Raw genomic sequence first — 14,420 nt, 5'->3', positions numbered from 1 at the left:
TCCTAAACTCTAAAATAAGCAAAATTAATGAGTATTAATAAAATTAAGCCATAAATAATATACTTTGAACATCTTAAGTTAAAGTGAAAATTAAAGAAATTGATTCTCAGGCAATTAAAAAGCTTAATTTATGTCTTTTTAATCATAAAAAATGGTTAGGCATCTTTTTACTCTAAAATTCAAGCTTAAAATGGAATTTAAATTTAAAGTGAAACTATAAAAAATAACGATAATATCAAGCTTTATTTTTTAATATCCCTTTTAGAACTGATCTAACCTAAAAAAATAAAATACACTATGAAATATATGATTCTAACAAATTTTAGTGATAAATCTGAAAATATTAATCCATTCGCCATGCAAAATCCTGTCTTCAAATATTATTGCTCCTAAAAGCAATGCAGTAACTAATCAGATTTAACATATAAGAAATAGTCAATAATAATTATTTAAGAGGATTTAGATAGAATTTAAATGGAAATGACCAAATAGGCAATGTTTCAATAGAAATAACATTACAGATATTCCAACAACCAAATATTTAAAGTTTCAACAACTAAATAACATCTAGATAAAATGAGTTATGAAAATGATGCCAGAATAATTAATGATGATATTTTTGATTTGATAAACGAAACTTTTGCTCAGGAAAAAAGTAGTCGAAATAATGAATACAGACTCAATTTTTTTAATAGTTATAAGAATTATTTTGTTTTAACAGATGATGGATCTTATTCTATTAATTCAAAAGAAATAAATCATAAAGTTGAAACATTACATACATCTACCGGTGCAATAAGTGAGTCTTTTGAGAAATTTATTAAACCTATGAAATTCGATTATGCAGAAGACATAGTCATTTTAGATATTTGTGCCGGACTAGGTTACAATTCCTCAGCGGCAATAGCGGATTTCATTAAAAATTCGGAATCTGATCTGACCATTGACATGGTCGAAATATCCGCACCGACTCTGGCATGCGGACTATTAGTGCCATCTCCAATTCCAGAGCATGACATTACTAAAAAAGCAATTGAAGATGAATTAGTCGCTCAAGACTATGCAGGATTAAGTTTAGAAACTTCAGAAATTCCAGAAAACATCAGCATTAATGTTTTTGTTGAAGATGCAAGACAAACAGTTCAAAAACTTGAAAGCAATTCTTATGATGCAATATTTTTAGATCCGTTTAGTCAAAACATGGCTCCCGAGTTATTTTCACTTGAATTTTTCAAAGAATTCAGACGCATAATTAAAGACAATGGAATAATAGCAACTTACACCTCATCAGCACCTGTCAGAGAAGGCTTTATTGAAGCCGGATTTTATATTGGTTTAGGTCCAATATTTGGAAGAAAACAAGGCGGAACACTGGCTAGTCCAAATCCATTAATGCTTGATTATTCACTTCCAAAAAATGATGAGATAAGAATAGCTCTCTCTGATGTTGGAATACCATTTAGAGACCCCGGTTTAAACAATTCTAGTGAATTCATTCTTGAGAATAGAGCTGAAAAAAGACATGCTGCACGCCACAACACCAAAATATCTTCAGCAGTTAAAACACCAATATTTTTAGGTCAGGAAATGGATGATGAAAAAATAAAAAGGCGTGTTGAGCGCAATCTAGTTAAAATGAACATTCCATCAACAACTTCTGCTGAAGCAAATTATATTGTTGAAGTTGAAAATGCCTACACTGAAAAACAAGACATTGAAAATAATTCCAGAAATCGGATTTTAGAGATGAAAAAAAGATTAAAAAAAATTAAAGAAGGAAATTAAACCATTACATAATTTCCACTTTTAAGTAAATAAGCCATTTCTTTAGTGGTCTTTACAGGTTGGGTAATTGGAGTCAAATTTCCTCCGATACCGCCATGATTATGTCCAAATATTGAAAAATCACTATCGCAGTGAGCGCAGAAAATTGCCCCTTCAGCTGAAGAACCTTCCTTATGACCGGTAGCAGGGAATATTCCCCTGTCAGTTTTTTCATCACCTGCCCAGAAAATACCCCAGTAAAGCTCATGACTTCCGCAGTATGGACAGGTTCTTTCAAGCTCAACCATATAAAAGGAATATCCGTATTTAGATTCTTCACCACTGGCAGATGGCCTGCCAATAGCTAAAATTGTTGAACCGTCCTCTGAAATACCATATTGATTATAGGAACGACCTAGACGATCTTCAACAACAGTAATTTTAACCTTTAAGGTATAACCCGTATTTAAATCCTTACAGACAACACCATATTGTCCTTTTGGCAATTTAAAAGCAATACTAGCAACACCTTTAGAATTGGTTTTAACAGTATGGGCAACTCCGGCTATGGTAATTTCCATATTGGTATTTTTAGCAACAGCACCATTCTGCTTTAAAAGTGTAGCTTCAAAGGTTGAAGATTCATTTTCTATTGCAGCAATATCATGTGCTTTAATAGAAGCCAATTTAACATTGACTTTTGTTTTCAAAACGTAACCTGTGTAGGGATCAACTGATTTGAAGACATAATTTCCTTTATTCAACTTAAAATTTACAGTTGCAACTCCATTACTGTTTGTTTTGACTTTTTTCTTTGCTCCATTAATATAAATATGAACTTTCTTATTATTGGCTAATTTTTCGTTTACATACAATGTAACCTTGAATTTAGAGGTTGAACCTGTAAAAACAGTCATTTTTTTAGCAGACAATGTTGGTAACACTTTAATTTCACTTTTAACTTTTTCACCAGTTTTTGTGTTAATAGAATATATTTTATAAGAACCAGGCTTAGTGATAATGTTTAAACTAGCTTTCCCTTTGCTGTTGGTTTTCTTATAAAAAGTATTGCCGTTGTATTTGAATTTAATATATTTTTTAGCTAAGACTTTACCATCCTTACCATAAAAAGTAGCTTTAAATTTCTTAGAGCTCCTATAATACTTTTTAAGGTTTGATGTCTTAATAGAAGAATTTACAACAATATTATTTGACATCCGATATCCGTTAGGATGAATCGCCGTAACAATATATTTCCCTGCTTTGAGATTCAAAGAAAGTTTGGCCACTCCCTTTGAATTGGTTTTTTTATTATATGTTCTGCCGTTTAGTTTGAATTTGACCTTGGTGTTTTTTAATAAATTACCGTTACTATCTAGGAATTTTGCTGAGTATTCTTTAGAACTTTTATAAGTTTTTACAACATCACTAGCTTTGATAACCGGCAATACCTCAACATTATTAGTTACATTAGTTAAATTACCATAAAAGGCAAAAACAACATGATTTCCAGCATTCAAATTTAAAGAAATAGCTACTTTACCCTTATCGTCAGTGGTCTCATTATAATTAATCCCATCAATATTTACAGTGATTGGAGTATTATTGACAGGTTTTCCATCTTGTGATAAAACCACTTCATAGTTAGCAGTTCCACCATAATACATTTTTACATCATTACCACTTAAACTATAATTTCCAGAAGAATTTGAAGTGGCCAGAACTTCATCTGCAGATAAATCCTCATTAATCGCCGATGGAGGTTCCTCCTCCATATCATTAACTTCCATATCATCTGTTGTATTTGAATCAATTGCTGAAACAGCACTTAAAGACAACATGAAAACTAATATCATTAAAACTAATTTGCATTTTTTATCAAACATATATAACTCCACATATATTTTTGTATTATACTCTATTTTACTTTTTTGTATAAAAAGCTTTTGATTTTTAAAAAAAGCTCAAATAAGCCTAATTCATAAAAAATAATCCATATAAAGAATATAAATATAATAAAAAGCTCATATTACTTAAAATTAATAACAAAAGATTGATTTCGATTGAAAATTATAGCTTTAAAGTATTGCAAAGTGAATACATGCATCTGGCAATTATAAATGATTATTTTAAAAAATATATTGTTTAAAGTAATTTGAATTAAATCAGCCCAGATTAGATAAAAAAAAGTAATTTAAACATTTAAAATAAAAATTGAAAGTAGAAAATGGTTATTCTACTGTTACGCATTTAGCCAAGTTTTTAGGTTTATCCGGGTCGTGACCCTTTTCAAGAGTAATATAATATGCTATCAGCTGCAAAGGCACAATATAAACCAATGGCGCAATAATTTCTTTAACGTTGCCATTTATTCCAATTACATTATTGGCCTTTGATTTAAGAGATTCATCATCACAAGAACCAATAGCCAATACATTAGCACCTCTAGACTTAACTTCCTCCAAATTACTCATTGTTTTTCTATAACTTTCTCCAGGAGGAATAACAACAACCACCGGAATGTCTTTATCAATTAAAGCTAAAGGACCGTGCTTAAGTTCTCCTGCAGCATAACCTTCACCATGAATATAGGTGATTTCTTTAAGTTTCAAAGCACCTTCCAATGCTGTAGGGTATGAATATCCTCTACCCAAATAGAAAAAGTCACGAGCATAATTATATCTTTTTGATAAGTCTTTTACTAACTCAACACTCTCCAACGCCTCATCAATGAATTCAGGCACCCTATAAATCTCATTTAAAAGTCCGGCATTTTTAGACAACAGTGCTGCGAATAAATAAATTGCGGTTAACTGTGCAACATAGGTTTTTGTTGCCGCCACACTAATTTCAGGACCCGCTTGAGTTTGAATAACATATTTTGCACGTCTAGTAATTGATGATCCCACAACATTAACAACACCTAATGTTTTTGAAGTCTGATTGGCCATGTCTAAAGCTTTAAGAGAATCTGCAGTTTCACCAGACTGTGATATGAATATCACTAATGTTTTGTCATTTAAAGTATTGGCGGAGTATTTGAATTCAGATGCAAGTATAACATCAGTCGGAATGCCTGCAAGAGATTCGATTAAATATTTGCCTGTCAAAGATGCATGATAAGAGGTTCCGCATGCTACAAAACAAATCCTTTGAACATCACCCACATCATCAATGATCTTTTGAATGTTGTCCTTTTGAGTTAATGTGTTTTTAACAGCTATTGCCTGTTCATTAATCTCTTTAATCATGAAGTGATCATAACCTTCTTTTTCAGCCATTTCAGGAGTCCAATCAATGGTGACTATCTCTTTGTTGACCATATTATCAAATTCATCATGAACAACAAAACCTTCTTTATCTAAAATGACTATTTCTCCTTTTTCAGGAAAAATTATATCACGAGTATATTTTAAAATAGCTGGTGAATCAGATGCAAGATAATAACCGTCTTCACCTATTCCAACAATCAATGGTGAGTCTTTACGTGTTGCAACAATTTTATCAGGTTCGTTAACGGATATTGCGGCAATTGCATAAGATCCTTCAATAACATCAATTGTTTTTCTAGCAGCATGTTCCAAATCAAATTTCTCGTTCATGAATTTTTGAATCAAATGTGCAATGACTTCTGTATCGGTGTCTGATTTGAATACATGACCTTCAAGAATTAATTTTTCTTTAATTTCCAAGTAATTTTCAATAATACCATTATGAACAACAGCTACAGTATTGTCTTCATCAACATGAGGGTGTGAATTGAGTTTGGATGGATTTCCATGTGTTGCCCACCTTACATGTGCAATTCCAAAACTTCCCGGCATGTCTTCAAGATCTAATTTTTTGTCAACTTCTTCTATTTTGCCTTCATCCTTTTTAATATGTATCTTATCTTCAAAAAATGTAGCCAAACCAATGGAATCATATCCCCTATATTCTAATTTGGATATGGACTCAAAAAGAATAGGAGCTACATCATTATCCTCTTTCAATATACATCCTACAATTCCGCACATTTAAATCACCTTTGATAATCGTAAATATCCCTATACAAATTTACAACCTCTCCAATTATCATGATGGCTGGAGTGTTGATTTTTTTATCCGAAATATCCTCTAATGTTCCAAATAAAAGATTTTCATTAGCCAATGTTCCATTTTCAACAACACATACCGGTGTGTCAGCTGAACGATATCTCATGATTTCCGAGGTATTCTCTTTAATATTTCCAATACCCATCAATATTATTAAAGTATCAGCAGTATAATCCCAGTGCACTTGACTTTCAGGTTTTGTTGGATCTTCATGACCTGTTACAATAGTGACTGAGGTTGCTAATGCTCTGTGAGTTACAGGCAGTCCAAGAGAGGTTGGCGCTCCAATAGCGGAAGTTACACCTGGAATTACTTCAAATTTGATATCATGTTCCATTAAAGCCAATATTTCTTCTCCACCTCGTCCAAAGACAAAAGGATCTCCTCCTTTAAGTCTAACAACATTTTCATGAGTCTGGGCCTGCTCGATTATTAACTCATTAATTTGATTTTGAGTTTTATAATGCTCACCTGCTTTTTTACCCACATAAATTCTTTCAGCTATTTCCGGAGCATGAGCCAATATTTCTTCATTAGCCAAATAATCGTATAAAATAACATCAGCTTTATTTAGAGCTTTTACAGCTTTAAGAGTTATTAAATCAGCATCTCCAGGTCCTGCACCAATCAAATAAACTACCATATAATCACTTTATAAAAATCCTTTAAAGAAGTTCAAACCATCATCTGAACCAAATATTTCCTCACATGCTCTTTCAGGGTGAGGCATCATTGCACAGACAAGACCTGATTCATCGCAGACACTTGTAATAGCTTCCATAGAACCATTAGGGTTTTTACCTTCAAATTGTAAAACGATTTGGTCTTGGTCTTTTAACAAATCAATGTCCTCTGTGTAAAATCTCCCTTCAGCATGTGCAATCGGAAGGTCAATAATCTGGTCTTTCTTAAATGCTTTTGTAAATGGAGTCCTATTGGTGGCGACTTTTAATCTAGACCATTCACAATTGAATTTGGGAGTTTCATTTGTAATGAAAATGCCTGGAACAAGTCCAATTTCACCTAAAATCTGTGCACCGTTACATATTCCTAAAACAGGTTTTTCTTCCTTTACCAATTGCCTGATTCCATCAATGATCGGAGTGATAGATGCAATTGCACCTGCCCTTAGGTAATCCCCATATGAAAATCCTCCAGGAATGACAATGCCATCATAGTCTGTTAATTTTTCTTCACTCCACCAGACATATTCAGGTGTGAGACCTGCAAGTTCACATGCTTGTGCCACATCACGGTCACAATTGGTTCCCGGAAATCTGATTACTCCAATTTTCATTTTTACACCTATTTACCGCAAGCGGAGTTTTGTGGAATAACGCTGATTTTATAATTATGAATAACCGGATTACAGAGCAATCTTTCGCACATGTCAGTAGCGTTAGCTCTTATTACCTCCCGGTCTTCCCCTTCCATTTGGAATGTGAGAATTTCCTTAGTCCTTACATTCTTAACATTATAACCTAATAATTCTAAAGATCTCTCAATTGTAGTGGCTTCAGGGTTTAACATGCCACTTTTAAGTGAAATTTTAACTTCAATATCAAATAACATTAAATCACCTTTTCTTCATCTGTGAGGATTCTATTATATACTTCAATATAAGCATCCATTACTTCATCATCCTTACCTTTTCTGAACAATTCTTTATCAAGCATGTCCAGGGTTTTACTGTCCCATAATCTGCAACTGTCAGGAGATATTTCATCACCTAAAAGAATGTTTCCATTAACATCCTTACCGAATTCAACCTTAAAATCAACTAGGATAATTCCTGCATCTTCAAAGAATTCAATTAATATTTCATTGATTTTCAAAGCTTCTTCGGTTAAAATATCAATTTCTTCTTGAGTAGCTATTCCTAAGGATTTGATAATGGAATCATTAAGCATCGGGTCATGGTATTCATCTGCTTTAAAGTCCATTTGTAAAATGGGAGGTTCTAATTTAGTGCCATCTTCAAGGGGATATTTTCTAACTAGACTACCAGTTGCGATATTTCTTACAATGACCTCGATTGGAATCATTTCAAGCTTTTTTGCAAGCATGACATTAGGTTCGATTAAGTCGACAAATTGAGTTGCAATGCCATTTTCATCTAAAACTTTAAAGATTTTAGCAGAAATCACAGCATTATAAGCTCCTTTATCATTCATAACCTCTTTTCTCTCACCATCACCAGCAGTCATATCATCTCTAAACTCGATTATGACTTCATCATCTTTATCAGTAGCAAATACGCTTTTTACTTTTCCACTGTTAATTAACTCTTTTTTGTCCATGATATCAACAAAATTATTAAATTACTATAATGTAATTTTAGAAGTTAATATTATATAAAAATAGTTAAAAATAGTGTTATAATTTATTAATCGGAATTTCATCACCTTTATTTTGACCAAACTTCATTCCATTTAAAAGCCCGTTAGGAAGAATAGACATTATAACAACCGGAAACTCCTCGCGCGGTTTGATAAACATCATATGGGTCAAGTCCTGGCGAGTTGTAACTGTTATTTCATAAATATTATCTTTTTTAGTTATATCTCCCTCTAAAAAGACATCGTTGAATGTTTGATTTAAAAGGTAATTAGGGAAAGTTTCCCTAATTTCAAAATGATTTAACAATTCTTCAAAAATCATCATCTCATTCCATGCTTGGAAGTTTACCCTGATCGGAACCATAGGATGAACCTATCAATTTGCCGGAATCAGTATCATACTGTCTAAATCCTCCATCCTTATATGTTACTTCACGATAGTATCCTTCACCATTTTGAGCATTGAATTTAACTTCTTCACTTACAATATCATCAACAATGCTGTCTGAATCATCTGATGAAGAGTTGGAACTTCCAGAAGATGTAACATTACTTACTTTATCTACCACATCATTTACCGCATCTGAATCCGCATCATCAGTACTGATTCCTGCATTCTTAATAAAATAGAATGCGGCTGCACCACCAACGAGCAATATTGCTGCAATGATTGCAATTATTAATAAAATAAAGCCTTTCATATTTTCACCTCATTAAACTTTCAATAGATATTTGAATATAGCTGTTAAAATATTTTTCTGTTGCACTTATATATTATAAAAATGTTACTATTAATCATGAATATAAAAAACACCGTTATCCTCATTATATTTTTACTTTCAGTATTAGGGTTGATACTGGGAGTATACTACACAGAAGAGGCCGGCAATGCTGATTCTCATGAAAATAATTATGAAAGGATTTATGACGAAAAAAATGGTGTTGAAACCGTTACCCTAGAAAAAAAAGAAAAAAATGAGTTAAGCAAATATTTTACTTAAACTCTTTCTTTAGCATTATCCCATTCAGGATTACGTGCCGGAAGAATTGTGAACATTAAACTTGCTATTACCAATATCAACGCTGAAATAATCGTGAAATTTAATTGGTCGATAGAACCGTTATTAAATACGTCAATCATTCCACCAATCCAAATAACAGCTATGAAAACTGGAAGAATATATTTAACAATCACTAACCACCATTTACCAAGTTTAATTGTTTTGCTGTGTGAATTTAAAAAGTCAATTAGTTTTTCGGCTTTGAATATCCAAGCAAATATGATACATTCAGCAACTACACCCAACAACAATGCAATTTGGTTAATAAATGTATCTACAAATCCAAGAAGAGATCCACCATATCCAGTAGCATAAAGCATAGACACTGCTGCACCAACAACAATCAATACTGTCATTGTTTTTCCTCTTGAAAGACCGAACTTATTCTGAATTGAAAAAGACAACGGCTCAATAGTAGATAAAATACTTGTAAGGCCCGCCAGATAAACTGTTAAGAAGAACAGTGGACCTAAAATAAATGCCCAATTGCCCAGTACATTAAATACTGTAGGATATGCAATAAATACAAGTCCAGTTCCCTGAGTTACAAGGTCAACTACTGCTGTACCGGATTGCAAAGACATATAACCTAAAATTGAGAAAACACCCAATGCTGCAAAGTTTTCAAACAAAGAATTTGCAAGAACAATTGAAATAGTGTTTGTAACCAAATCAGAATCGTCTTTAGTATAACTTGCAAATGTAAATGCAATCGACATTCCCAAACTCAACGAAAAAACAATCTGACCAAATGCAGCCATCCAAATTTCAAAATGTGTAAGTAAAGACCAATCAGGATTAAATAGCTCAGATAGACCAATTGAAGCACCAGGCAAAGTCAGTGAAAATCCAACAATGATTACCATTATAATAAATAATAAAGGCACTAAAACTTTGGATACCTTTCCAAGACCCGCTTCTAAGTCCCTATGTGAAATAAACCAAATAATTACCCAACCAGCAAGCATTGCAACTGCAACTAATGGAACGAACTGTAATAATCCTAAATAAGAGTCGCTAGATTGTAGAACAGAAGTTATGAAATAAGAATTAGGATCTGCTCCCCAACCCTTAAAGAAACTTAAAATAATGTAAATTCCATCCCAACCTAAAATAGCTGAGTAATAAATCATAATCATAAAAACCGCAACTGGTAAAAACCAGCCAATATACTCACATTTAGAGTTAATCTTCTTTACCGCCTTTGCAAAAGAAGACTTGAAATTATATCCTACACCATACTCTAAAATTAAAAATGGAATACCCATTAAAAGGATAGCTACAATATACGGAATGTAAAATGCACCACCCCCATTTGAATAAAGTACATAAGGATACCTCCAAATGTTTCCAAGACCAACTGCAGAACCTATCATTGCAAGTATGAATGACATGTTACTGCCCCATTCGTTTTTGTCTGCCATAATTCTATATTCCTATAAATTATATTAAACAGTATGTAATTAAAGTTTTAAATATCTTTAGTTTCATTTAGAATTTAAATTATGTTTAAACGAACATTTGAATAAACACATTAAATTAAATTTATAAAAAAAATTTTAAAACGAAATTTAAATTTTTGACTGATTTTTAATATACTGTATAAAATATATTATGAAGAAAAGTAACAACTGCAATTATAGCTATTAAATAATTTCGTATAAGAGCTTATGCAATAACAAACAATAAATGATCTAGGAATATTTTATAACTGATTGTGAAGCAAATAGTGAAAGTAGCAGTTCAACACAATGCAGCAATTATGGAAAAGCAACATTAAATGTTCAACTGAATCCAATGCAAAAATAGCATTGAATTAACCAATGTTATCTAACTTGGACAAGTGGTTGAAATAGACCCCTGAAGCGAATATCTTGATTTAGGTGGAGCATTTATCTATCAAAATATGAGTGGAAATGCTGATGTTGGAACTTCTACATCCATCAAACAAACTTCAAGCTCCCAATAGCTGAAGATTCTCCAGCTACAGCATCGCATCATTCCCATAATCAACACTGATCATACAATTAATTTAGACAGTACGGAATTAAGTTTTGGCAGTTCTTAGAATCTTACAGTCAAAATCAATGATGAATCCCATATAATGGATATGAAAGATTAGTTCTTTCCTAATTTTATTTTTTTAAGTTTATCCTTCAATCCAATCTTTTGCTTTTGAAACATCCCCCGTGAAGCGTGTTCCTTTTGCAAAGTCAAGTCCAGAGTAAGTTGCTTGTAAATCACTTACACATTTATCAATACCAGAACATCCAGAAGTGTAAAATGCCTTGATTGTTTTTCCAGATAAATCTACACTTTCAATGAATGTATTGATGATTGCAGGTGCTGTATACCACCATACAGGAAATCCGATAACAACAGTATCATATCCACTCACATCACAATTTTCAACAATTGGAGGTCTGAATGATTTATCGTTCATTTCAATTGTTGATCTTGAGTCTTTATTGGTATAATCTAAGTCTGCAACAGTATAAAACTCTTCAGGCACTATCTCGAATACATCATATCCATTTTCATTAGCTATTTTCTCAGCTACATTTTTGGTAACTCCACTAGCTGAAAAATAAGCAACTAATACATTACTTATAATTATCACCTAATAAAAAAAATAATCTCTCATATTATATAATTGTTTACATTCACAATAATAAAATTCATGGAAAAGAGTAAATCTAAAAAGATAACCTTGTAGAACCCCTTATCTTAAATAATTTGATTTTTATGCAAATAAAGGATTATATAAATAAAACAAACTAAAAATTCGATATTCACCTGGATTTTTAAAAATCCTTTCTTAATTTTATCTAAAAAAAAATATGTCAATACTGAATGTTTTCCGTTGAATTATTAAAAACAAACATAAGTTATGAAAACTAACGTTAGTCCACATTTATTTAAAGTTATTATAAAAATCTTTTAAATTATTTTTATCATCTTCAGATAAGTCATGCCAACGAATATCCTGTATAGCTCCTTCCAATGCCATTAATCTATTTATACATGCACTTTCATCTATCCCTTTAATTTTTAACCATGCTTCTTTACTGCCAATATCAATCAAGTCATCGGCAGTGTTTATTCCAACTTCATTTAATTGTCCCGCTAATACTTTACCAATATTCGGAAGTTTAGACAGTTCACCCATTTCAATACCTCCAATAATTATCTCTTTAAGAAATTTAGCATTTTTAAGATTTATAGTTATGGTTTGCAAAATTAATGTCAATACTGAATGTTTTCAATGCAATTATTCAGAAATTACTAGAGCTAAAAGAAAATAATAATTATCGGAAATAAAAATGCCTAAACAAACCATTATGTATTAATTCAATTAGTGGAAAATGAAAAATTAATACAATAATGGACATATAATGCTTTTTAATTAATATGGTTTTGGAATAACTGTTTTAATACCGTTTAAATATTTAACATAAGCATCAATACCATATACTTCCTTTATACTCTCACTATTAATAGTATCTTCACCACCACAACTAAAAACCTTCCCATCTTTTAGTAAAATAAATTTATTAGAATATCTTAGTGCTAAGTTTATATCATGTAAAACAATTATTGGAGTTATTTTTTTATCTTTTGCAATTGTTTTAAGTAAATTCATTACCTCATATTGATTTTTCAAATCTAAATCACTTGTAGGTTCGTCGAGAAGAAGAATTTTAGGGTCTTGAACAAGTGCACGAGCCAAAACAACTTTTTGTAATTCCCCACCACTAAGATTATTAACATATCTTAGTGCATAAGATTCTATATTTAACAGCTTCATTATATTTTTTGTTAGTTTTATATCACTTTCAGAAACATTCCATGTTATATATGGCCTTCTTCCTAGCAATATAGCATCAAAAACTGTTGATCTTTCAATGGGAACTTTTTGAGGAACATAAGCGATTTTTTGTGCTAGTTCTGAATTATCCATGCTCACAATATCTTCATCATTTAATAAAATAGAACCTTTTTTATAGTTTAATATTTTATTTATGCATTTTAAAAGTGTAGATTTCCCAGAACCATTAACCCCTAAAATAGAAACAAAATCGCCCTCTTCAACTGTAAAATTTATTCCACTTAGTACTTCAATATCCTTGTAAGAAAAAAATACATCATTAACTGATAAAATCATAAAATCACCTAATACCTCATTTTTATAATTATATAAAGAAACATAGGACCGCCCATAAATGCAGTTATTATACCGACAGGAAGAATGATTGGTGCCAGAATTGACTTAGCCAATGTGTCTGAAATTAGTAAAATCAAAGCTCCCAACAATCCAGATGCCGGGATTAAAAATCTATGGTCATTACCAAGAATTCTTCTCATAATATGTGGAGCTATTAATCCTACAAATCCAATTACTCCTAAAAAAGCAACAGTTAAAGCTGCCGTGAATGATGACAATAATAAAGCAGTTAAACGAATTTTTTCAGTATTTAATCCAAAACTTTTAGCTGTAACTTCACCTGCAGAAAGACTATTATAATCCCAAGAATGATAAATAAAATAGGAAATTGATGGAATAAGTATTATTAACATAATCCAAAAATCATTCCAAACAGCTCTGCTTACATCACCGAATGTCCAAAATATAGTTGCAGCAATTTGAGTATCACTTGCAAAATACTGTAAAAACATAGTTCCTGCTGAAAATAATGCACTCATTGCAACTCCTGCAAGTATCATTACTTCCGGAGTCAAATTCCGAATTTTTGAAATTATAATTATTGCAATTACACCAATTAAAGCACCTATAAACGCGAAAAAAACAGTTAGGTAAGGATTATTCAGTATTACTGCATCTGCTTGGGAACTATATAATGTTCCAGCACCTAAAACAATTATGGAAAATGAAGCTCCAAAAGCAGCACCCTGAGAAATGCCCATTGTATAAGGACTTGCAAGAGGATTTCTAAGTACACATTGCAGTATTGTACCTTCAACCCCCATAAAAATCCCTGCAACTATCGCAACGACAATTCTTGATATCCGAATATTCCAAATTATTGATGAATCTTTAGTTTCTAAAAAAATAGATAATAATATTTCTTTAAAACTTAAATTAGTAGCTCCTACTTTTATTGAACATAAAGCTGTTATTGCCAATAATATAGATAAAATT

Annotated in this window: 15 protein-coding genes; 2 read left to right on the top strand and 13 right to left on the bottom strand. The window is 31.6% G+C overall.

What is annotated here, in order from left to right; translation table 11 throughout:
• Positions 1 to 576: 576 nt before the first annotated feature.
• Positions 577 to 1,785, top strand: a complete 1,209-nt coding sequence (locus tag Q9968_RS02785) for an MnmC family methyltransferase (protein ID WP_305513261.1) — start codon at positions 577 to 579, stop codon at positions 1,783 to 1,785.
• Here the strand turns inward: Q9968_RS02785 and Q9968_RS02780 are convergent.
• The 8 genes from Q9968_RS02780 to Q9968_RS02745 all read right to left on the bottom strand — a co-directional run bounded on the left by Q9968_RS02780 (position 1,782) and on the right by Q9968_RS02745 (position 8,899).
• Complete coding sequence (locus Q9968_RS02780) at positions 1,782 to 3,650, bottom strand: hypothetical protein (RefSeq protein WP_305513259.1); 1,869 nt, start codon at positions 3,648 to 3,650, stop codon at positions 1,782 to 1,784. The genes Q9968_RS02785 and Q9968_RS02780 overlap by 4 nt on opposite strands.
• A 345-nt stretch (positions 3,651 to 3,995) precedes the next feature.
• Complete coding sequence (gene glmS, locus Q9968_RS02775; protein ID WP_305513256.1) at positions 3,996 to 5,780, bottom strand: glutamine--fructose-6-phosphate transaminase (isomerizing); 1,785 nt, start codon at positions 5,778 to 5,780, stop codon at positions 3,996 to 3,998.
• Between the two features lie 5 nt (positions 5,781 to 5,785).
• Positions 5,786 to 6,502 (bottom strand): uroporphyrinogen-III C-methyltransferase, encoded by a 717-nt coding sequence (gene cobA / locus Q9968_RS02770; RefSeq protein WP_305513252.1) that lies wholly within the window; start codon positions 6,500 to 6,502, stop codon positions 5,786 to 5,788.
• A gap of 9 nt (positions 6,503 to 6,511) precedes the next feature.
• A complete protein-coding gene (purQ, locus tag Q9968_RS02765) occupies positions 6,512 to 7,156 on the bottom strand; it encodes a phosphoribosylformylglycinamidine synthase subunit PurQ (protein ID WP_305513250.1) in 645 nt (214 codons plus the stop codon).
• 8 nt (positions 7,157 to 7,164) lie between these two features.
• A complete protein-coding gene (gene purS, locus Q9968_RS02760; RefSeq protein ID WP_305513248.1) occupies positions 7,165 to 7,431 on the bottom strand; it encodes a phosphoribosylformylglycinamidine synthase subunit PurS in 267 nt (88 codons plus the stop codon).
• Positions 7,431 to 8,159 carry a phosphoribosylaminoimidazolesuccinocarboxamide synthase gene (purC, locus tag Q9968_RS02755; protein ID WP_305513246.1) on the bottom strand — a complete coding sequence of 243 codons (729 nt, stop codon included), beginning with the start codon at positions 8,157 to 8,159 and terminating at the stop codon, positions 7,431 to 7,433. Before purC ends, purS begins: the two co-directional genes overlap by 1 nt.
• A gap of 76 nt (positions 8,160 to 8,235) precedes the next feature.
• Positions 8,236 to 8,523 carry a hypothetical protein gene (locus Q9968_RS02750; protein WP_305513244.1) on the bottom strand — a complete coding sequence of 96 codons (288 nt, stop codon included), beginning with the start codon at positions 8,521 to 8,523 and terminating at the stop codon, positions 8,236 to 8,238.
• Position 8,524: 1 nt separating this feature from the next.
• Entirely contained in the window at positions 8,525 to 8,899 is a 375-nt protein-coding gene (locus Q9968_RS02745) for a flagellar protein, FliL (protein ID WP_305513243.1), read from the bottom strand.
• A 96-nt stretch (positions 8,900 to 8,995) separates the two neighbouring features.
• Here Q9968_RS02745 and Q9968_RS02740 point away from each other — a divergent pair, with 96 nt between their 5' ends.
• Positions 8,996 to 9,199, top strand: coding sequence for a hypothetical protein (locus Q9968_RS02740; RefSeq protein WP_305513241.1), 204 nt, complete (start codon positions 8,996 to 8,998; stop codon positions 9,197 to 9,199).
• On the opposite strand, the gene Q9968_RS02735 is transcribed toward Q9968_RS02740, so the two are convergent.
• From Q9968_RS02735 to Q9968_RS02715, 5 genes are all read right to left on the bottom strand, one after another.
• Entirely contained in the window at positions 9,196 to 10,683 is a 1,488-nt protein-coding gene (locus Q9968_RS02735; protein ID WP_305513240.1) for a sodium-dependent transporter, read from the bottom strand. The genes Q9968_RS02740 and Q9968_RS02735 overlap by 4 nt on opposite strands.
• A gap of 725 nt (positions 10,684 to 11,408) precedes the next feature.
• Positions 11,409 to 11,879 carry a flavodoxin gene (locus Q9968_RS02730; protein ID WP_305513238.1) on the bottom strand — a complete coding sequence of 157 codons (471 nt, stop codon included), beginning with the start codon at positions 11,877 to 11,879 and terminating at the stop codon, positions 11,409 to 11,411.
• A gap of 294 nt (positions 11,880 to 12,173) precedes the next feature.
• Positions 12,174 to 12,428 (bottom strand): TfoX/Sxy family protein, encoded by a 255-nt coding sequence (locus tag Q9968_RS02725; protein WP_305513237.1) that lies wholly within the window; start codon positions 12,426 to 12,428, stop codon positions 12,174 to 12,176.
• Between the two features lie 237 nt (positions 12,429 to 12,665).
• Positions 12,666 to 13,424, bottom strand: coding sequence for an ABC transporter ATP-binding protein (locus tag Q9968_RS02720; protein ID WP_305513235.1), 759 nt, complete (start codon positions 13,422 to 13,424; stop codon positions 12,666 to 12,668).
• An 8-nt stretch (positions 13,425 to 13,432) separates the two neighbouring features.
• Positions 13,433 to 14,404 carry an iron ABC transporter permease gene (locus Q9968_RS02715; RefSeq protein WP_305513234.1) on the bottom strand — a complete coding sequence of 324 codons (972 nt, stop codon included), beginning with the start codon at positions 14,402 to 14,404 and terminating at the stop codon, positions 13,433 to 13,435.
• Positions 14,405 to 14,420 lie beyond the last annotated feature (16 nt).

Source organism: Methanobrevibacter sp. V14, from assembly GCF_963082475.1.
Lineage (GTDB): Archaea > Methanobacteriota > Methanobacteria > Methanobacteriales > Methanobacteriaceae > Methanocatella.
Note: the sequence above shows the minus strand (reverse complement) of the source record. Positions and strands in the feature narration are given on the sequence as shown.

Bases quoted from the DNA above. Each gene is read 5' to 3' on its own strand.
- Q9968_RS02745 (WP_305513243.1), bottom strand. From the start codon at position 8,899: ATGAAAGGCTTTATTTTATTAATAATTGCAATCATTGCAGCAATATTG.
- cobA (WP_305513252.1), bottom strand. From the start codon at position 6,502: ATGGTAGTTTATTTGATTGGTGCAGGACCTGGAGATGCTGATTTAATA.
- purQ (WP_305513250.1), bottom strand. From the start codon at position 7,156: ATGAAAATTGGAGTAATCAGATTTCCGGGAACCAATTGTGACCGTGAT.
- glmS (WP_305513256.1), bottom strand. From the start codon at position 5,780: ATGTGCGGAATTGTAGGATGTATATTGAAAGAGGATAATGATGTAGCT.
- purC (WP_305513246.1), bottom strand. From the start codon at position 8,159: ATGGACAAAAAAGAGTTAATTAACAGTGGAAAAGTAAAAAGCGTATTT.
- Q9968_RS02780 (WP_305513259.1), bottom strand. From the start codon at position 3,650: ATGTTTGATAAAAAATGCAAATTAGTTTTAATGATATTAGTTTTCATG.
- Q9968_RS02750 (WP_305513244.1), bottom strand. From the start codon at position 8,523: ATGATGATTTTTGAAGAATTGTTAAATCATTTTGAAATTAGGGAAACT.
- Q9968_RS02725 (WP_305513237.1), bottom strand. From the start codon at position 12,428: ATGGGTGAACTGTCTAAACTTCCGAATATTGGTAAAGTATTAGCGGGA.
- Q9968_RS02735 (WP_305513240.1), bottom strand. From the start codon at position 10,683: ATGGCAGACAAAAACGAATGGGGCAGTAACATGTCATTCATACTTGCA.
- Q9968_RS02740 (WP_305513241.1), top strand. From the start codon at position 8,996: ATGAATATAAAAAACACCGTTATCCTCATTATATTTTTACTTTCAGTA.
- purS (WP_305513248.1), bottom strand. From the start codon at position 7,431: ATGTTATTTGATATTGAAGTTAAAATTTCACTTAAAAGTGGCATGTTA.
- Q9968_RS02785 (WP_305513261.1), top strand. From the start codon at position 577: ATGAGTTATGAAAATGATGCCAGAATAATTAATGATGATATTTTTGAT.
- Q9968_RS02720 (WP_305513235.1), bottom strand. From the start codon at position 13,424: ATGATTTTATCAGTTAATGATGTATTTTTTTCTTACAAGGATATTGAA.